17 protein-coding genes are annotated in these 18,583 nt (G+C 71.9%); 1 reads left to right on the top strand and 16 read right to left on the bottom strand.

Features of this window, described 5'->3' with window-relative positions; genetic code table 11:
• Positions 1-175: 175 nt before the first annotated feature.
• Positions 176-1,117 (top strand): LysR family transcriptional regulator, encoded by a 942-nt coding sequence (locus B2515_RS06705; protein WP_293875095.1) that lies wholly within the window; start codon positions 176-178, stop codon positions 1,115-1,117.
• Here B2515_RS06705 and B2515_RS06700 read toward each other — a convergent pair.
• The 16 genes from B2515_RS06700 to B2515_RS06625 are packed head-to-tail and all read right to left on the bottom strand — an operon-like array spanning position 1,071 to position 18,577.
• Positions 1,071-2,234, bottom strand: coding sequence for a nucleoside hydrolase (locus tag B2515_RS06700; RefSeq protein ID WP_293875094.1), 1,164 nt, complete (start codon positions 2,232-2,234; stop codon positions 1,071-1,073). The genes B2515_RS06705 and B2515_RS06700 overlap by 47 nt on opposite strands.
• Complete coding sequence (gene guaD / locus B2515_RS06695; RefSeq protein ID WP_293875092.1) at positions 2,218-3,513, bottom strand: guanine deaminase; 1,296 nt, start codon at positions 3,511-3,513, stop codon at positions 2,218-2,220. The genes B2515_RS06700 and guaD overlap by 17 nt, the downstream gene beginning before the upstream one ends.
• Positions 3,510-4,436, bottom strand: a complete 927-nt coding sequence (gene xdhC, locus B2515_RS06690) for a xanthine dehydrogenase accessory protein XdhC (RefSeq protein WP_293875090.1) — start codon at positions 4,434-4,436, stop codon at positions 3,510-3,512. Before xdhC ends, guaD begins: the two co-directional genes overlap by 4 nt.
• Complete coding sequence (xdhB, locus tag B2515_RS06685; RefSeq protein WP_293875088.1) at positions 4,433-6,739, bottom strand: xanthine dehydrogenase molybdopterin binding subunit; 2,307 nt, start codon at positions 6,737-6,739, stop codon at positions 4,433-4,435. Before xdhB ends, xdhC begins: the two co-directional genes overlap by 4 nt.
• Complete coding sequence (gene xdhA, locus B2515_RS06680; RefSeq protein ID WP_293875087.1) at positions 6,732-8,147, bottom strand: xanthine dehydrogenase small subunit; 1,416 nt, start codon at positions 8,145-8,147, stop codon at positions 6,732-6,734. Before xdhA ends, xdhB begins: the two co-directional genes overlap by 8 nt.
• 1 nt (position 8,148) lies before the next feature.
• Positions 8,149-8,484: a hydroxyisourate hydrolase gene (gene uraH / locus B2515_RS06675; protein ID WP_293875085.1), complete on the bottom strand. Its 336-nt coding sequence runs from the start codon at positions 8,482-8,484 to the stop codon at positions 8,149-8,151.
• Complete coding sequence (locus tag B2515_RS06670; RefSeq protein ID WP_293875083.1) at positions 8,481-9,914, bottom strand: FAD/NAD(P)-binding protein; 1,434 nt, start codon at positions 9,912-9,914, stop codon at positions 8,481-8,483. The genes uraH and B2515_RS06670 overlap by 4 nt, the downstream gene beginning before the upstream one ends.
• Positions 9,911-10,378 (bottom strand): 2-oxo-4-hydroxy-4-carboxy-5-ureidoimidazoline decarboxylase, encoded by a 468-nt coding sequence (uraD, locus tag B2515_RS06665; RefSeq protein ID WP_293875082.1) that lies wholly within the window; start codon positions 10,376-10,378, stop codon positions 9,911-9,913. The genes B2515_RS06670 and uraD overlap by 4 nt, the downstream gene beginning before the upstream one ends.
• Positions 10,375-10,767 carry an oxalurate catabolism protein HpxZ gene (gene hpxZ / locus B2515_RS06660; RefSeq protein WP_293875080.1) on the bottom strand — a complete coding sequence of 131 codons (393 nt, stop codon included), beginning with the start codon at positions 10,765-10,767 and terminating at the stop codon, positions 10,375-10,377. Before hpxZ ends, uraD begins: the two co-directional genes overlap by 4 nt.
• Entirely contained in the window at positions 10,764-11,654 is an 891-nt protein-coding gene (puuE, locus tag B2515_RS06655) for an allantoinase PuuE (RefSeq protein ID WP_293875078.1), read from the bottom strand. Before puuE ends, hpxZ begins: the two co-directional genes overlap by 4 nt.
• The gene (locus B2515_RS06650) at positions 11,651-12,892 is read right to left on the bottom strand and encodes a pyridoxal-phosphate-dependent aminotransferase family protein (protein WP_293875076.1); all 1,242 of its coding nucleotides are present in this window, start codon (positions 12,890-12,892) and stop codon (positions 11,651-11,653) included. Before B2515_RS06650 ends, puuE begins: the two co-directional genes overlap by 4 nt.
• The gene (locus B2515_RS06645; protein ID WP_293875075.1) at positions 12,889-14,148 is read right to left on the bottom strand and encodes an allantoate amidohydrolase; all 1,260 of its coding nucleotides are present in this window, start codon (positions 14,146-14,148) and stop codon (positions 12,889-12,891) included. Before B2515_RS06645 ends, B2515_RS06650 begins: the two co-directional genes overlap by 4 nt.
• Positions 14,145-15,746, bottom strand: a complete 1,602-nt coding sequence (locus B2515_RS06640) for a gamma-glutamyltransferase family protein (RefSeq protein WP_293875074.1) — start codon at positions 15,744-15,746, stop codon at positions 14,145-14,147. Before B2515_RS06640 ends, B2515_RS06645 begins: the two co-directional genes overlap by 4 nt.
• Complete coding sequence (locus tag B2515_RS06635; protein ID WP_293875073.1) at positions 15,743-17,092, bottom strand: NCS2 family permease; 1,350 nt, start codon at positions 17,090-17,092, stop codon at positions 15,743-15,745. The genes B2515_RS06640 and B2515_RS06635 overlap by 4 nt, the downstream gene beginning before the upstream one ends.
• Positions 17,085-18,419 (bottom strand): AtzE family amidohydrolase, encoded by a 1,335-nt coding sequence (locus B2515_RS06630; RefSeq protein WP_293875071.1) that lies wholly within the window; start codon positions 18,417-18,419, stop codon positions 17,085-17,087. The genes B2515_RS06635 and B2515_RS06630 overlap by 8 nt, the downstream gene beginning before the upstream one ends.
• Positions 18,416-18,577 (bottom strand): AtzG-like protein, encoded by a 162-nt coding sequence (locus B2515_RS06625; protein ID WP_293875069.1) that lies wholly within the window; start codon positions 18,575-18,577, stop codon positions 18,416-18,418. Before B2515_RS06625 ends, B2515_RS06630 begins: the two co-directional genes overlap by 4 nt.
• Positions 18,578-18,583: the final 6 nt, after the last annotated feature.

Here is an 18,583-nt window from a genome sequence, read left to right as displayed (position 1 = left end):
GGTCCGTCCGTTCCATCGTCTCTTCGGCTTCTGCCGGCCGGCAACGCGGTTCTTCATTGTCGCGAACCCGCGCACTATCACTCCCCCCGGGTGATATTGTGTGGACTAAGCACCCGACGTGATGCAATCAAACGCAATGATTCCGACACGCCGTTGCGAAAATTAGGGAGGGTCCATGCCTGCATTTTCCCGCTTCCTGCGCTATTTCATGGCGGTCGGCCGGCTCGGCTCGATCCGCAAGGCGGCGGACGAGCTGAACGTCTCCGCCTCCGCGATCGATCGCCAGATCCTGAACGTCGAGGCCGATATCGGCGTGGCGCTGTTCGAACGCCTGCCCACCGGATTGCGGCTGACCGCGGCGGGCGAGATCATGATGGCGGCGGGGGCGGGCTGGCAGAAGAACATGGCCTCGGTCCGCGCCCAGATCGAGGATCTGCGCGGGCTGAAGCGCGGCCATGTCGACATCGCGATCATCGACGCGCTCGCCAAGGGCTATATCCCGGAGACGATCCGCACGATCCAGAGCCGCCATCCGGGGATCACGATCGGCATCCGCGTGCTGAACAACGATGCGGTGCGCGTGGCGATCGCCAGCGGCGAGGTGGATTTCGGCATCTTCTTCGGTCCGCAATCCTATCGCGACATCAACGTCCGCGCCTTCGTCGACGTCGTGCTCGGCTTCCTGACCCCCGCCGGCCACCCCTTCGGCCAGCAGAAGAAGGCGCGCTTTTCCGCGTCGGTCGGTTCCGCGCTGATCGTCCCCGCCGAACCGCTGGCGGTGTGCCAACAGATCGCGGTGCTGGAAGGGGTGACCGGCGCGACGCTGGACCGGACGGTGACGTCGGACAATATCCAGATGATTACGTCGCTGGTGATGCAGGGGGTCGGCATCGGCATCCTGACCTCGCTAGACGTCATCACCGAGGTGAAGCGCGGGCTGCTGTCGTTCACGCGCATCTCCGATTCGGTGTTGCGGCCGATGACGCTGGCCCTGTGTACCGCCTCGGCGCGGACGCCGTCCTATGCCGCGGGGATCGTGCTGCGCGAGATCGAGAACGGCTTCGCGCAGCTCAGTTACCCGGCGTCGATCGAACCGGCGCTCGATCTGGACGGGTGACCGACGCGCGGCGCCCCACCGCCCGCACCATCAGCGCCTCCAGCCGTTCGGGGTCGATCGCCCGGACCACCTCCGCCGGCCGTTCGCCCAGACCCGGCTGATAGCCGGCACGCCACGACAGCGTGTCGCCATAGCCCGGCCCGAACTGCGTATCGTAATCGACGTACAGCGTCGCGCGATCGGTGACGATCGTCGGGTCCAGCCAGACCGCGGCCGCGATCTCGTCCCACAGCGGAAATCCGGGCTCCATCCGGTCGATCAGCCGCGCCACGCCCGGCGTCGCGACCGCGGCCAGCCGGGTCAGCAGGCCGCGGCCGAGCTGCGTCGCGGTCGACGGATCGACCGGGACCATCGTGATCTTGCGCCACGGGCTGCGCGACACGATGCTCGCCGCCTCGGGATCGAACCGCGCGTTGAACTCGCGCCGCGGCGAGTTGACGAACTCCCGCGCGAAGTCGCGCGCCGATCGGTCGCCCAGCACCTGCCGGGGATTGAGGCTGCCGCCCATATAGACCAGCTCGCCGGCCAGCGCGGCGAATTGCGGGTCGAGCCGCTGCGCGAGCGCGAGATTGGTCAGCGGCCCCGCGGCGAGGATCGTCACCTGCCCCGGATAACGGCGGACCATGCGGATCAGGAAGGCGGCGGCGATCTCCGGCGACGGCTTGGTCACCGGATTGCCCCAGGGCAGGACGACCGGATCGTCGGGGCCGTGATAGTCGGGCGTGCTCTGCTGCGTCGGTTCGACCCAGCGTTTCATCCACGCGCCCTTCCACGTCAGCCTGCCGTACAGCGATTCCCACCGGTCGGTCAGCAGTTCGGAGTTGAGCAGCGGCCAGGTCGCGCCCTGCACCACCGGCACGTCGGTGCGGCCCGCCGCCTCCACGCCGCGCAACGCCAGCGCGGTCGCGCGGTTGGCCCAGACGTTGCCCGACACGGTGGTGATGCCCAGCACCTCGACATCGGGCGATTCGAGCAGCATCAGGTGCATCAGGGCAAAGCCCTCGTCGTCGATGATGACCTTGCGCCGCGCGTCCTGCGCCTGCGCCGTCCCCGCGACCAGCAGCAGCCACGCGAACAGCAGGCCGACGACGCCCCGCATCTCAGCGCGCCGCCGCATCGCGGTCCCATGCGCATTGCCCCATGACATAGGTCTGCCGGATCGCACGATCGTCCCCCAATATCTGCAACGCGAACAACCGCTCCGCCAGCGTCGCGCCCGCCGTCCGCCGCGCCAGCAACGGCGTCGCTTGGTCGTCCAGCACGACGAAATCCGCCTCCTGCCCCGGGGCCAGCGCCCCTACCCGGTTGGCGATCCGCAACAGCGCCGCACTGCCCGCGGTCGCCAGATGGAGCGCGCGGAACGGGTCGAGCGGCGCGCCCCGCGCCAATGCGGCCTGATAGGCGACGCCAGCGGTGTGCAGCATCGAGAAGGACGTCCCCGCCCCCACGTCTGTACCCAGCCCGATCCGCATCCGGTGCGCATCGGCCTGCCCGAAGTCGAAGACGCCCGATCCCAGGAACAGGTTGGAGGTCGGGCAGATCGCCACGCCCGCATCGCTATCCGCCAGCCGGGCGCAGGCGCGGTCGGACAGATGCACGCCGTGCGCGAACACCGATCGCGCGCCGACCAGCCCGAACCGGTCGTAGACGTCCAGATAGTCCGCCGCGTCCGGAAAGCGCGCGGCCACTGCGGCGCATTCGCGGAGGTTCTCGGCGAGGTGGGTGTGAAGCAGCACGTCGGGATGCGCGGCGAGCACCGCCCCCGCGCTCGCGAGCTGGTCGTCGGACGAGGTCAGCGCGAACCGCGGCGTCACCGCATAGCCCAGCCGCCCGCGCCCGCGCCACTGCGCGATCAGCGCCTCCGTCTCCGCCCGCCCCGACGCCGCCGTGTCGGCCAGCCCCGGCGGCCCGCGGTCCATCATCACCTTGCCCGACACGATCCGCATCCGCCGCGCCAGCGCCGCCTCGAACAGCGCGTCGACCGACGTTGCGTGGACGGTCGCGAACACCAGCGCGCTGGTGGTCCCGTGGCGCAGCAGTTCGGCCAGAAACGCCGCGGCCACGGCATCGGCATGCGCGCGGTCGGCAAAGGCCTGTTCGGCCGGAAAGATGTGGCGGTCGAGCCAGTCGAGCAACTGTTCGCCGTGCGAGGCGATCCGGTCCATCTGCGGATAATGGACGTGCGCGTCGACGAAGCCGGGGACGATCAGTCCGGCCAGCCGCTCGACCGGCACGCCGCCCAGCCGGTCGGCCATGGCCGCGAACCGTCCGCGCGCGACGACGATGCCGTCCTCGACGACCAGCACGCCGTCCGCCTCGTACCGGACGGCGTCGGCATCGTCGCGCGGGTCGTGCCCGACCGAGAGGATCTCGCCGCGATAGGCCCCGATCGTCATGCGCGGTCCAGTTGCAGCAATTGCGCCAGCGTCGCCACCGCGATCACATCGGGTTCCTTGCCGCCGATCCCGGCGATCCCGATCGGACAGGTCAGCCGGTCGCCCCCATCCACCCCGTCGCGCCCCAGCCGTGCGGCGAAGCGCGCGCGCTTGGTCGCCGATCCGATCAGCCCGACGAACGCCAGCGGCACGCCCGCCTGCACCCGCGCCAGCGCCGCCCGCGTCAGCCGGTAATCCAGCGCATGGTCGTGCGTCAGGATCACGATCGCCGCATCGTCCGGCGCCTCGGCGACGCATTGGCCGATCGCATCCTCGGGCACGATCGCGACGCCGGGCACCGTCTCGAACACCGGGCGCGTATCGAACCACGCCAGCCGGAACGGCAGCGGCGCGGCATGGCGGGCGATCGCCTGTCCGACATGCCCGGCCCCGAACAGATAGAGCGGGCGGCGATACCAGCCGATGATCTCCGCGAAACTGCTCCCCGCGCGCGGCCGGTCGCCCCGCGCCGGCACGGCGACCGCCGCCGCATCGCGCGCGACATGGCGCTGCACCCCGTCGGCCGACAGCGTCGTCACCAGGAACCGACCCTCCGCCGCATCGCCGGTCCAGCCCAACCCGGCCGGATCGACATGATCGACCAGCAGCCGCACCCGCCCGCCACAGCATTGCCCCAGCAGCGGCCCCAGCGGATAATCCTGCACCCGCCACGCGCCCGCCGGTTCGGACAGGATCGCGCGCGCCTGCTCGACCGCGCGATATTCCAGCTGCCCGCCGCCGATCGTGCCGTACAGCGCGTCGGCGGTGACGATCATCCGCGTCCCCGCGCCGCGTGGCGCCGACCCTTCCGTCGCCAGCACGCTGACCATCGCCGCCGGCCCCGCCGCGGCCGCGTCCCGCAGCCAACGCGCCCATTCGATCATGCGCGATGCCCGGCGATGGCGCGCAGGATCGCCTCGGGCGTCGCGGGCGCGTCCAGCGGCGGCATCACGCGGACGTCGGGCGCGGTCGCGGCCACCGCCCCGGTCAATGCGGAAAAGACCGCGATCGCCAGCATGAACGGCGGTTCGCCCACCGCCTTCGACCGGTTGATCGTCGGTTCGGCATTCTCGCCGTCCCACAAGGCGATGTGCAGCCGCGCCGGGCGATCCGACGCGGTCGGAATCTTGTAGGTCGCGGGCGAATGGGTCAGCAGCCGGCCCTGGTCGTCGAACACCAGTTCCTCGGTGGTCAGCCAGCCCTGCCCCTGCATGAACCCGCCCTCGATCTGCCCGATATCGATCGCCGGGTTCAGCGACCGGCCGACGTCGTGCAGGATATCGACCGCCAGCACGCGATGCTCGCCAGTCAGCGTGTCGATCACCACCTCCGCCACTGCCGCGCCATAGGCGAAATAATAGAAGGGCCGGCCGCGATGCGCCGCCCGGTCGTAGGCGATTCCCGGCGTGGCGTAATAGCCCGTCGCCGACAGCGAGATGCGGCCGATATGCGCCCGCCGGCACAGGTCGCCGAACGCCAGCCTTTCCTCCCCCGCGACCACGCCGGCCGGGGAAAAACGCACCGCCGCCGCCTCGCATCCGGTGCTGCGCGCCAGGAAATCGATCAGCCGGTCGCGGATCGTCATCGCCGCGTTATAGGCCGCCATGCCGTTGAGGTCCGCACCCGACGATGCCGCGGTGGCGGAGGTATTGGGCACCTTGTCGGTCCGGGTGGCGGTGATCCGCACCTGCGTCACCGGCACCGCGAAGACGTCGGCGACGATCTGCGCGACCTTGATGTACAGGCCCTGCCCCATCTCGGTGCCGCCGTGATTGATCTGGATGCTGCCGTCGGCATAGACATGCACCAGCGCCCCCGCCTGGTTCAGGTGGGTGGTGGTGAAGCTGATCCCGAACTTCACCGGGGTCAGCGCGATCCCCTTCTTCAGCACATGATGCCGCGCGTTGAACGCCGCGACGGCCGCACGCCGTTCGTCGTAGCGCGCCGCGTCGCGCAGCCGGGCGATCAGCGCCGGTGCGATATTGTCGGCGACGGTCATGCCATAGGGGGTCGTGTCGCGGCCCGGCCCGTACAGATTGGCGACCCGCACCGCCAGCGGATCGCACCCCAGATGCTGCGCGACATGGTCGATCACCCGCTCGATCGCCAGCATCCCCTGCGGCCCGCCGAAGCCGCGAAACGCGGTCGCGGACACGGTGTTGGTCTTCAGCCGTTCCGACACGATCGCGACGTCCGGCAGCCAGTAGCAATTGTCGGCATGGAACATCGCCCGGTCGTTGATCGCCGGCGACAGATCGACCGTCGCCCCGCACCGCGACGCCAGCCCCAGCCGCAGCGCCAGCAGCCGCCCGGAATCGTCGAACCCGACGTCGTAATCGACGAGGAAGTCGTGGCGCTTGCCGGTCATCGCCATGTCGTCGTCGCGGTCGCAGCGGAACTTGGCGGGACGGCCGGTACGATCGGCGACCAGCGCCGCGGCGGCGGCGAACAGCGCCGCCTGCGTCTCCTTGCCCCCGAACGCCCCGCCCATCCGCCGGACCTCGACCGTCACGTCGGCCGAACGACGGCCGAGCATGTGCGCGACCAGATGCTGGACTTCGCTGGGATGCTGCGTCGAACTCAGCAGATGGATCTGCCCGTCCTCGCCCGGCGTGGCGATCGCGATCTGTCCCTCGAGATAGAAATGATCCTGCCCGCCCATCGCGAACCCGCCCGACAGGCGATGCGGCGCCGTCGCCAGCGCCGCGGCGGCATCGCCGCGCGCCATCCGCTGCGTCGGCTCGATCAGCGATCCCGCCGCGCGCGCCGCCGGGATCGTGACGATCGCGGCCCGCGGCGCATAGTCGATCCGCGCCAGCCGCGCCGCCAGCCGCGCCGCGCGCTGGCTGGTCGCGGCGACCAGGAACACCGCCTGCCCGATGCTCGTGACCTCGCCGTCCGCGAGCAGCCGGTCGTCATGCGCGACCGGGCTGACGTCGTTGGCGCCCGGGATGTCGGCCGCAGTGAACACCGCGACCACGCCGGGCGCGGCGCGCACCGCGGTCAGGTCGATCGCGACGATCGCGGCGCTGGCCTGTTCGCTCTGCCCGAACGCCAGATGCAGTATCCCCGCCGGCTCCGGCTCGTCATCGGCATAGCGCGCAGTGCCAGCGACGTGCAGCGCGGCGCTGTCGTGCGGGTGCGACGGCCGGGCGAGCACCGGCGTCAGGGCATCGCGATCAGCCATCGATCGCCTCCAGCACCGACACCGCCTCGCCCTGCCGGCGATGCCACAGCCGCCACAGCAGATTACCCGCCGCCTCGACGCGATAGGCCGCACTGCCGCGCACGTCGGTCAGCGGGGTGAAGTCCGCGCGCAGCGCCTCCACCGCCCGTGCGATCGTGTCGCGGTCGAACCGCGCGCCGGTCAGCGCCGCCTCGCACCCCGCCGCCCGCCGCGGCGTCGCCGCCATCCCGCCGAACGCGACCCGCGCATCGACGATCCGCTCGCCCGCCATCGTCAGCCGGAACGCGCCGCATACCGCGGAGATGTCGCTGTCGAACCGCCGCGACAGCTTGGCGATATGGACGATGGCGTCGGGTGCGGGTCGGGGCAGGTGCAGCGCCTCGACGAACTCGCCCGCCCGCCGGTCCTGCCGCCCGTAATCGAGGAAATAGTCCTCCAGCGGCATCGTACGCCGCCCGTCGACGCTGCGCAGCGTCAGCGTCGCACCCAATGCGATGAAGGCGGGCGGCCCGTCGCCGATCGGCGACCCGTTGGCGATGTTGCCGCCGACCGTGCCGGCGTTGCGCACCTGCAGCCCGCCCAGCCGCCGCACCAGTTCGCCCAGATCGGGGTGCAGCCGCGCGAACGCCGCATGCGCCTCGGCATAGCGGACCGCGGCGCCGAGGGTCAGCCCGTCCGCCGTCTCCTCGATCCCCCGCAATGCGGCGATGTCGCCGACGAACACCACCGGCGCGATCGTGCGCAGCCCCTTGGTCACCCACAGCCCAACATCGGTCGCGCCCGCGACGATCCGCGCTTCGGGATGCTCGGCCAGCACCGTCGCCAGCGCGTCGGCGGTGCGCGGGACGAACCATCGCCCGGCCGCATCGCCGTCGCCGAGCGCGAGATCGCGCAGCATCGCGACCAGCGCGGCGTCGTCGCGGGCGAGCGCGGTCACCTCTGCCGCCGCCGACAGGATCGGGCCATAGCCGGTGCACCGGCACAGATTGCCCGCGATCACGTCCGCCACCGGCAAGGCGTGGCCCGCCGCCCCGATCGCCCGGCCGTACAGCGACATGACGAAACCGGGGGTGCAGAAGCCGCATTGCGAGCTGCCGTTGGCGGCCATGCACGCCTGCAACGGGTTGAGCGCGCGCCCGTCGGCCAGGCTCTCCACCGTCAGCAACGCCTTGCCGTCGAGCATCGGCAGGAACAGGATGCACGCATTGACCGCGCGCCATTGCATCGCGTCGCGCGCCGGCGTCAGCTCGCCGACCAGCACGGTGCACGCGCCGCAATCCCCCTCGGCACAGCCTTCCTTGGTGCCGGTGCGGCGCATCCGGTAGCGGAGGTGGTCGAGCAGCGTGTCAGTCGGTCCGGCGTCGGGCAGGTCGACGATCGCGCCGTCGAGGATGAAGCGCACCGCCATCTCAGCTGCCCCGATAGGTGGAATAGCCGAACGGCGCGACGAGCAGCGGCACGTGATAATGCCCGCCATCCGCGGCGACGCCGAAGTCGATCGCGACCCGGTCGATGAACGGCGGATCGGGCAGGACCACGCCAGCCCCCCGGAAATAGGCCGCGACCGCGAACGTCAGCCGGTATCCGCCCGCCGCGATCCCCGGCATGCCCGGGCAGCGGCCGTCGCCGTCGGTCGCGCCCGACCAGATCACCTCCCCCGCCACCGTCGCCAGCGTCACCGCGACCCCCGCCGCCGGCCGGCCGTGCGCGGTATCGAGGACATGGGTGGAAAGGGTCGCGCTCATGCCGCCGCCTCCTGCCGTCGCGGCCATTCGCCGATGAATTCATGCTCGTCATAGTCGATCAGCGCCGCGACCAGCGCCGCGCGGTCGTCGAGAAACAGCTGGTCGGTCACGCCCTTCACCAGCCGCGGCAGGGCGGTGCGCAACCCCGACAGCGCCGCCGCCGACAACCCGAGGCTGACCAGCGCGGAATAGTTGAACGCGAACAATCCGTGCAGCATCGCCGCATCGGCGTCGTCGCGCGGCAACAGGTCGAACCCGTCGCCCAGATAGGGGTGCGCGTCGATCAGCGGATGCGCCGCCCCGGCCGGCGCGAACCGGTCGCGCCAGCGCGCGATCCGCCCGGCGACCAGCCGCAGTTCGGGGCGCAGCGCCGGGTCGCTGACCAGCCCGGTCGACAGCACGAGGAAGTCGAAGTCGTGCGTCCCGTCCGGCGTCGTCACCCGCGCCCCCGCACCCGCCGGTACGACCGACAGCCATGGCGCGCCGAGATGCAGCATGAAGCCCGGCCGCGCCGCCGCCCGCTCGAACATGTCGTTGGTCGGCGGCTGGTTGTGCCCGAGGAACGAGGTCATCACCGCATATTTGGCGGCATCGTCCAGCGCCGGATAGCGGCCGGTGAAGCCCACCCGCTCCATCAGCCGGATCGGGTTGATCCGCGGCAGCACCGCGCGCCGGATGAAGACGTGCGCCTCCGCCACCCCCAGCGCCAGCGCGGCATTGGCGTTGTCGAACGCCGACGCGCCCCCGCCGAGGATCGCGACGCGCTTGCCCGCCAGCGCGGCATAGTCGATCGGCGCGCTGGTATGCGCGTACAGATGCGGGGACAGCGCGTCGGCGACCATCGGCGGCACATGCCATGCGCCGCCGCCCTGGATGCCGGTCGCGAGCACCACCTTGCGCGCCAGCAGCGGCCGCTGGCCTTCGATATGCAATCGGTGGAGGCCATCGCCCAGTGGCTCGACCAGCGTCAGCCGCGTCTCGTTGCGCACCGGCAGCGCCAGCACCCGGCGATACCAGCGCAGATACGCCATCCAGTCGCCGCGCGCGATCTTGCCGACCGCCGCCCAGCCCGCCGCGCCATGCTGCGCCTCCCACCAGGCGCGATAGCTGAGCGCCGGGATGCCGAAATCGATCGGGTTCAGCTCCTTGGGCGTGCGCAGCGTCAGCATCCGCGCATAGGTGTCCCACGGCCCTTCATAGCCGGCCGGGTTGTCGTCGATGACGAGGATGTTGGACACGCGTTCGCGCAACAGGCCGAACGCCGCCGCCAGACCGCTCTGCCCGCCGCCGACGATCACCACGTCATGGACATGGCCTTCGGCATGCTGGCGCGGCGTCGTCCAGTCGGGGCCGCCATGGCCGATCAGCACCAGCTGCCGTGCCAGTTCCGCCTCCAGCGCGGGCAGGCCGATCGCGTCCGCCCCGCTCATCGCAGATCCTCCAGCCGAAGCCGCACGATCTCGCCGATCTGTTCGATCGCCGTCGCGATCTCGGTTTCGCGATCGTTGTCCAGCCGCGTCTGCATCGCGGCGAGAATGCCCGCCTTGTCGGTCAGGCGGACGCAGATGATGAACGGAAAGCCGAACCGCGCACCATAAGCGGCATTGAGCGCGTGGAACCGGTCGTATTCGGCCGGCGTCAGCCGGTCGAGCCCCGCCGACGCCTGCTCCCCCGCCGACGCCTCGGTCAGTGTGCGGTCGATCGCCGCCTTGCCCGCCAGTTCGGGATGCGCGCAGATCAGCGCCAGTTGCTCCTCCGGCGTCGCGGCATGAACCTGCGCCATCAGCCCGGCGTGCAGGTCGGCGAAGGGTGCCTGCGCGGCGGCGCGCTCCACCACCCAAGGCGAATGCTCGAACAGCGCGCCGTAGCGCGCGACGAAGGCGGCGGCGCTCATGAGCTGCTCCCTTCCAGGCTGACGTGCGCCGAAACGATCTTCCACCCGTCGGGGAAGCGCACCCAGCTTTGCGTCTGACGGCCGCGCCGGTCGGTGCCGTCGCGAAAGAATTCGGCATCGGCGGTGGCGAAGGCGTCGCCGTAGACGGTGCCGTAGACGGTGATCGCCACCCGCCCCAGTTGCCGCTGCGGCGACCCGCCGCGCCCGCGCCGGAAATCGCGGATCGCTGCGATGCCGTACAGCACCTCGCCCACGCCATAGCGGTTGGTGGTCGGCGCATCGTGGAACAGCGCGTCCATCGCCGCGATATCGTCCGCCATCAGCGCGCGCTCATAGGCGTGGAAGGCGGCGGTCACCTCGGCGAGCAGCGCGGGATCGTCGATCGTCATGCCGGGTGCCGCTCCATCCAGTGGCGGGCGATGTCGATCCGCCGCGCCACCCAGGCATCGCCGCTCGCGACGACATGGTCGACGAACCGCGCCAGCGCCAGCGCCCGTGCCGGCCGCCCCGCGATGCGCGCGTGCAGCCCGACCGACATCATCCGCCCACCCTCGGCGCAAAGCATCTCGAACGTGTCGCGCAGGTAGCGGAAGAACGCCTCCCCCTCGGTAAAGCCGTTCAGCGCCACGAACTTCATGTCGTTGGCGTCGAGCGTATAGGGGACGACCAACTGCGCCCGCCCGTGCCGCCGGTCCCAGTACGGCAGGTCGTCGGCATAGCTGTCGGCGTCGTAGACGAAGCCCCCCTCCTCCGCGATCAGCCGCGCGGTGTTGGGCGACGTTCGGCCCTGATACCAGCCGAGCGGGCGCTCCCCGGTCACCTCGGCGTGCAGCGCGATCGCCGCGGCGATATGGTCGCGCTCCACCGCCTCGGGCACGCGCTGGTAATCGATCCAGCGCAGGCCGTGGCTCGCGATCTCCCACCCCGCCGCCTGCATCGCCGCGACCGCGTCCGGGTTGGTCGCCAGCGCGGCGGCGACGCCGAACACCGTCACCGGCAGGCCGCGCGCCGCGAACAGCCGGTGGAGCCGCCAGAAGCCGGCGCGGCTGCCATATTCGTACAGGCTTTCCATCGCCATCGCCCGGTCGGGATGGCTCTGCGCGCCGACCATCTCGGACAGGAACGCCTCCGACCCGGCATCGCCGTTCAGGACGTTGTTCTCCGCGCCTTCCTCGTAATTGACGACGAACTGCACCGCGACGCGCGCGCCGCCGGGCCACGCCGCCGCCGGCGGGGTCGCGCCATAACCGGTGAGGTCGCGGGCGGCGGCGCTCATGCGTCCCACGCCGCCATCGCCGCCGCCACCGCCTCGCCCGCGGGCAAGGCGAACCCCTCCTGCCGCAGGCACGCTTCCAGCGCGCCCAGCGTGATGAGCACCTTGTGCTTCATCGCATTGTATCCCATCGCGCCGATCCGCCAGATCCGCCCCTGCAACGGGCCGAAGGCGGTGCCAATCTCGATCTCGAACTGGTCGCGCATCGCGGTGCGCACCCGCTCCCCGTCGACGCCCTCGGGAATATGGACGCCGGTGACGTTGGTCATCCGGTGCGCGTCGTCGCCGAACACCGTCAGCCCCATCGCGCGCAGTCCCGCGGTCACCGCGCGCCCGGCGGCGGCATGGCGCGCGAAGCGGGCGGGTAGCCCCTCGCCCAAAGCGACGCGCGCGCATTCGCGGGCGGCGTACAGCATCGACGTCGCCTCGGTATGATGATTCAGCCGCTTTTCCGACCAATAATCCATAATCATCGCCAGATCGAAATAGTTGGACCCGATCCGCACCCCCGCCCCGTCGCGGATGTCGTCGCGGCGGATGCCGCGCTCGACGTGGCGTCGCGCGGCGATATGCGCGGCGGCGGCATCGGACAGCGTCACCGGCGCCGACCCCGATGGCCCGCCGAGGCATTTCTGCAGGCCGCCGGTGACGATATCGACGTCCCACCGGTCTGCGGCGATCTCCATGCCGCCCAGCGTCGCGGTAGCATCGACATAGCTCAGCGCCCCCTCCGCCCGGCACAGCGCGCCCAGCCCGTCCAGCGGCTGCGCCATCGTCGTCGACGTATCGCCATGGACGGTCGCGACCACCTTCGGCCCGATCCGCGCGATCGCGGCGGCGACCGCGTCCATCGGCACCACCTGTCCCCAGTCCGCCTCGACCGTATCGACCACCGCGCCGATCCGCGCGAGGATCTCGGTCAGCAGCAGGCCGAACCGGCCGAAATTGAGCACCAGCACCCGGTCGCCGGGCGCGACCAGCGACACCAGCGCCGCCTCGATCGCCGCGCGCGCGGTGCCGTCGATCAGCATCGTCCAGCGATTGGCGGTGCCGAAGACCGGGCGGTACAGCGCCATCACCTGGTTCATATAGCCGGTCATCTCCGGGTCGAACTGGCCCAGCAGATCGGCCGACATCGCGCGCAGCACGCGCGGATGGGCATTGACCGGCCCCGGCCCCATCAGCAGCCGCTGCGGCGGATCGATCTCCCCGAACAGGTCGGGCGTCAGGTCGGGCGTCATGCGCGGTCCCCCAGGCGGTCGATGAAGCCGAGCAAGATTTGCAACGCGATCTCGACGTCGGCGGGGTCGACCTGTTCGGCGGGATGATGGCTGATTCCGTCGCGGCACCGCACGAACAGCATCGCGGTCGGGCACAGGTCGGCGAGGATCATCGCGTCATGCCCCGCGCCCGACACCAGCCGGTGCACCGGCTGCCCCGCGGCGACGGTGGCCGCGTCGAGCAGGTCCATCAGATCGGGCGCACACGGGCTCGCCGGCAGGTCGTGGACAGGCTCGATCGCGACCGCCAGCCCGCGGTCGGCGGCGATCCCCGCGATCGCGTCCAGCATCGCCGCCGCCGCCCGGTCGCGGCGCGCCGCATCGCCCGACCGCACGTCGACGGTGAACGACACCGCCCCCGCGATGACGTTCGCCGCCCCCGGCGCCGCCGCGATCGTACCGACCGTCGCGACGAGGTCGGAGGCGTCGTCGCGCGCGATCCGCTCCACCGCCAGCACCATCGCCGCCGCACCGGCGAGCGCGTCGCGGCGCAGCGGCATCGCGGTCGTGCCGGCATGGCCCGCCATGCCCGTCACCTGCACCGCATAGCGGCGTTGCGCCGCGATGCCGGTGACGGTCCCGACCGCCAGTCCCGCCGCCTCCAGCGCCGGGCCCTGTTCGATATGCGCCTCCAGATAGGCCAGCGTCGTTCCCGGCGCGCGCGCCGCCTCGCGATAGCGGCCGACGTCGAGCCCCGCCGCCGCCAGCGCATCGGCCAGCGTCACGCCGTCGCGATCGACGACCGCGAGCGCCTCCGCGGCCAGCGTGCCCGCGACCGCGCGGCTGGTCAGCATCGCCGCGGGAAAGCGCGATCCCTCCTCGTCGCCGAACGCGATCACCTCGATCGCGAACGGCATCCGCCGCCCCGCCGCCGCCAGCGCCGCGACGCATTCGATGCCCAGCATGATGCCCAGCGGCCCGTCGTAGCGCCCGGCGTCGCGAACGCTGTCGATATGGCTGCCGATCAGCAGCGCCGGCGCGTCGGGGGCCGTCCCCTCGTAGCGGCCGATCAGATTGGCGGCGGCGTCGACCGCGACGCGCATCCCCGCCGCCGTCATCCACGTCGCCACCTGCGCACTTGCGGCCCGGTGCGCCGGCGTCAGATAGCCCCGGTACAGCCCGTCGGCCATGTCGCTGTACGGTGCGACGCCCAGCGCGTCGCACCGCGCCACCGCGCGTGCGCCGCCGCCGGCACCGATGAGGGCTGGGTCGCTCACCACGCCACCACCCGGCCGTCGCTGCGCGGGTCGGTCGCGCCTTCCAGCCGGCCGTCGGCGTGGCGGACGATCGCGCCGGCATGGCCCATCATCTGGCCGTGCGCCGCGACCCGCTCGACCTGATGCCCCGCCGCCGCGAGATCGGCGTAGAGCGCGGGCGTAAACCCCTCCTCGATCTTCAGCGTCGTGCTGTCCGCGCCCCAGGTCCGGCCGAGCAGCCAGCGCGGCGCGCTGATCGCCGCCTGCAGATCGATGCCATAGCGCGCATAGCGGGTGAACAGCGCCGCCTGCGTCTGCGGCTGCCCCTCGCCGCCCATCGTGCCATAGGCCATCGTCCGCCCGTCGTCGAAGCGCGCCAGCGCCGGGTTGAGCGTGTGGAACGGCTTGCGGCCGGGCTTGAGCGCATTCCATCCGTCCGCCGCCAGCCGGAACGAGCTGCCGCGATTCTGCCAGGTGATACCGGTCTGCGGCAGAACGATCCCCGATCCGAATTCGAAATAGGTCGACTGGATCACGCTCGCCACCCGCCCGTCGCGGTCGGCGGCGGCGAACCAGCAGGTATCGCCCGGCATCGACGGCTGCGGCCAGGGCAGCGCCCGCGCGGGGTCGATGGCCGCCGCCAGCCGGTCCAGCGCGGCCCCGTCGTGCAGCAGCGCCTGCAGGTCGACATGATGCCAGTCGGGATCGCCGACATGCCGGTCGCGCAACAGGAACGCCTGTTTGGTCGCCTCGACCAGCGCATGGAGATGCACAAAGCCGTCGGCATGCGCCGCCTGCAACCGGTCGAACAGGGCGAGAATCATCAGCGACGCGAACCCCTGCGTCGGCGGGGCGGTGTTGAACAGGTCGATACCGTCGATCCGTGCGCGCAGCGGCGCCGGCCGCGTCGCGCGATGCGCGGCCAGATCGGCGGCATCGACCGGGCTACCGGTGGCGGCGAGGTCCTCCGCCACCAGCGCGGCCAGCCGCCCGCCATAGAAATCCGCGACGCCGTCCGCCGCGATCGCCCGCAACGTCGCCGCCAGCGCCGGCTGGCGCAGCGTCTCGCCCGCGCGCATCGGCCGGCCGTCGGGTTCGAAGATCGCCGCCCATGCCCCCGGTTGCCCGCGCAGTTCGTCGCCCTTCGCCGCCGCGATCGCCGCGCCGCCAGCGGTGATCGCCACCCCCGCCTCGGCATGGCCGATCGCATCGCGCAGCAGCCGCGCCAGCGGCAGCCGCCCGCCGTCGTCGGCGAGCGCCGCGGCCCAGGCCGACAGCGTGCCCGCCACCGTGTTCGCCGCCAGTGGTCCCCGCGTCGGGACAGCGGCATGGCCATCGTACAGCGCGAGGTCGGCACGCGCCGCCGCGCCGCCGCAGCCGTGGATCGCGCGCACCGCGCGGTCGGGTTCGGCGACCAGCCAGAAGCCGTCGCCGCCGATCCCGGTCATGTGCGGATAGACCACCGCCAGCGTCGCCGCGACCGCCACCGCCGCCTCCACCGCGGTGCCGCCGTCCTTCAGCACCGCGCACCCGGCCTCTGCGGCGAGGTGATGCGGCGCGGTGACCATGCCCGACGCGCCGGTGATCGTCGCTGGGACCGTCGCCGGCATCGCCATCATGCCGCCCCCATCCACACGAAGCGGACGACGAACAGCGCCGCCAGCACGAACAGAAACCAGTCCGCCCGTCCCGCGCGGCCGCGGACCAGCTTCAGCAGCGCATGCGCGACGATCCCGAACGCCATGCCGTTGGCGATGGAGAAGGTCAGCGGGATCATCGCGACGGTCAGGAACGCGGGGATCGCCGACAGCGGGTCCTCCCACGCCACCTCGCCCAGCGGCAGCAGCATCAGCCCGCCGACGATGATGAGCGCGGGCGCGGTCGCCGCCAGCGGCACGATCTGCGCATAGGGCGCGACGAACATCGTCGCGAGAAACAGCAGGCCGGTGACCACCGCGGTCAACCCGGTGCGCCCGCCCGCCTGCACCCCCGCCGCGCTTTCGACATAGCTGGTGACGGTGCTGGTCCCCGCCAGCGACCCGACCACGGTCGCGGTCGCATCGGTCAGGAGGATGCGGTTCAATCCCGGTATCCGCCCCGCCGTGTCCATCAGCCCGGCCCGCTTCGTCACCGCGACCAACGTGCCGATATTGTCGAACAGGTCGACGAACAGGAACACGAACAGGATCTCGAGCAGCCCCAGCCCGTGGCTGCCGGTCAGCCCGAACACGCCCGGCAGGTCGAGCTGGAACGCGGTGCCGGCCAGCGCCGACAGGTCGTAGGGTTCGGGCTTCACCACCACCTGCCCGGTCAGCCAGCCGACGATCGTCGTCGCGACGATCCCGATCAGCATCGCACCGCGGACGTTCCACACGCTCAGCCCGCCGATCACCAGCAGCCCGAACAGCGCGAGCATCGCCCCCGGCGCCTTCAGGTCGCCCAGCGCCACGAAGGTCGCCGGGTTTGCGACGATCAGCCCGGCGTTCTTCAGTCCGATGAAGCCGATGAACAGCCCGATCCCGCCCGCCACCGCGGCGAACAGGTACATCGGGATCGCCGCGACGATCATCTGCCGCACCCCCGTCAGCGTCAGCACGAGGAACGCGATGCCCGACACGAACACGCAGCCCAGCGCGACCGGCCACGGCACCCCCATCTGCTGCACGACGGTGAAGCTGAAATAGGCGTTCAGCCCCATGCCCGGCGCCAGCGCCAGCGGCGTGTTGGCGACCATCCCCATCAGGATCGATCCGAACGCCGCGGCAAAGCAGGTCGCCGCCGCGACCGCCGCGACCGGCATCCCCGCCTGTCCCAGGATCGCCGGGTTGACCAGCACGATATAGGCCATGGTCAGGAACGTCGTGACCCCGGCCAGCACCTCGGTCCGCGCGGTCGTGCCCCGCGCGCTGAGCGCGAACCGCCGGTCGAGCCGGCCGGAAGGTGCCGTGGCCGCTGCGTCAGTCATCGCTCTGTCCCCCGTCCGCCGGCGGCGACACGCCGACCAGCCCCCCGTCTTCCAGCATCTGCGCGAACCGGAACAGCGTCGCCTCGCCCCCCGGCCGCCCGATCAGCTGCAACCCCAGCGGCAATCGCCCCGGCCGGTACAAGGGCACCGCCAGCGCCGGCAGCCCGGCGAAGCTGATCGGCTGCGTATGGATGCCGAGATCGGCGCGCGCCGGCACCATCGCCCCGTCGATCGCGATCCGCGGATCGGCGACCGGCGGCGCGACGCAGGGCGTGGCGGGCGCGACCAGCACGTCGTGATCGGCGAACAGCGCCGCCGCCCGCTGCCGGAAGCCGGCGCGAAACGCCTGCGCCGCCGCGACCAGCCCCGCCGGCAGCAGCGCGCCCGCGATCAGCCGGTCGCGCGTCGCCGGGTCGAACGCCATCGCCGCGCGCGCCAGCGCATCGCGGTGCAGAGTACCCCCTTCCGCCGCGGTGATGACGAACGCCGCCGACCGCGCCCGCGCGATATCGGGCAAATCGACCGTCGCCGCGCCGGGCGCGATCGCGTCGATCGCCGCGACCTGATCGGGATCGACGTTCGCGGCGAAGCGCCCGCCCAGCCGCGCGACGCGGACCGGCGCGCCATCGTCGGCAGACGCCCCGCCCAGCACGTCCCAGACCAGCCGCAGATCGGCGACGCACGTCGCGAACGGGCCGATGTCGTCGAAACTGTCGGCGAAGGGGAACACCCCCGCCATCGGCAGCGCGCCATGCGTCGGCTTCAGGCCATAGACGCCGGTCAGGCTGGCGGGCACGCGGATCGATCCGTTGGTATCCGACCCCAGCGATAGCGGCGTCAGCCCGGTCGCGACCACCGCCGCCGACCCGCCCGACGATCCCCCCGCCAGCCGGCTCGGGTCGTGCGGGTTGCGGGTCGTGCCGTGGCGCGCGTTGATCGTCGCGAAGCCATAGGCGAATTCGTCCATGTTCAGCGTCGCGACCAGCACCGCCCCCGCGTCGCGCAGCCGCGCGACCGCGGTCGCATCCGCCGCGGCGGGCGGCGCGTCGGCATAGAGCGTCGATCCCGCCGTGGTCGGCAGGCCCGCGACGTCGAACAGGTCCTTCACGCCGTAGACCACGCCCGCCAGCGGCCCCGGATCGCCGCCCGCCGCGACGATGCCGTCGACCCGCGCCGCCTCCGCCCGCGCGCGATCGGCGAGGATGCGCGTCGTCGCGACCAGCCGCGTGTCCGCCGCGGGCAAGGTGGCAAGGCATGCCTCGACCAGCGTCAGCGCGGATTCGCGCCCGGCGCGCACCGATGCGGCGATGGCGACCGCCGTCCTCATCCGCCCGTCCCGCGCAGGATCGCGGCATGGCGATCGAGCAACGCCAGATTGGCGACCACGCCGGGCAGGCACGCCGGCGGGATGGTCAGGCCGATCGCCGCCGCCGCGGCGGCGATGGCCGCTTCGGTGCGGGGGATGGGATCGGCGTCGGCGTTCATGACCAC

It is taken from the genome of Sphingomonas sp. UBA978 (assembly GCF_002292295.1).
Taxonomy (GTDB): domain Bacteria; phylum Pseudomonadota; class Alphaproteobacteria; order Sphingomonadales; family Sphingomonadaceae; genus Sphingomonas.
Note: the sequence above shows the minus strand (reverse complement) of the source record. Positions and strands in the feature narration are given on the sequence as shown.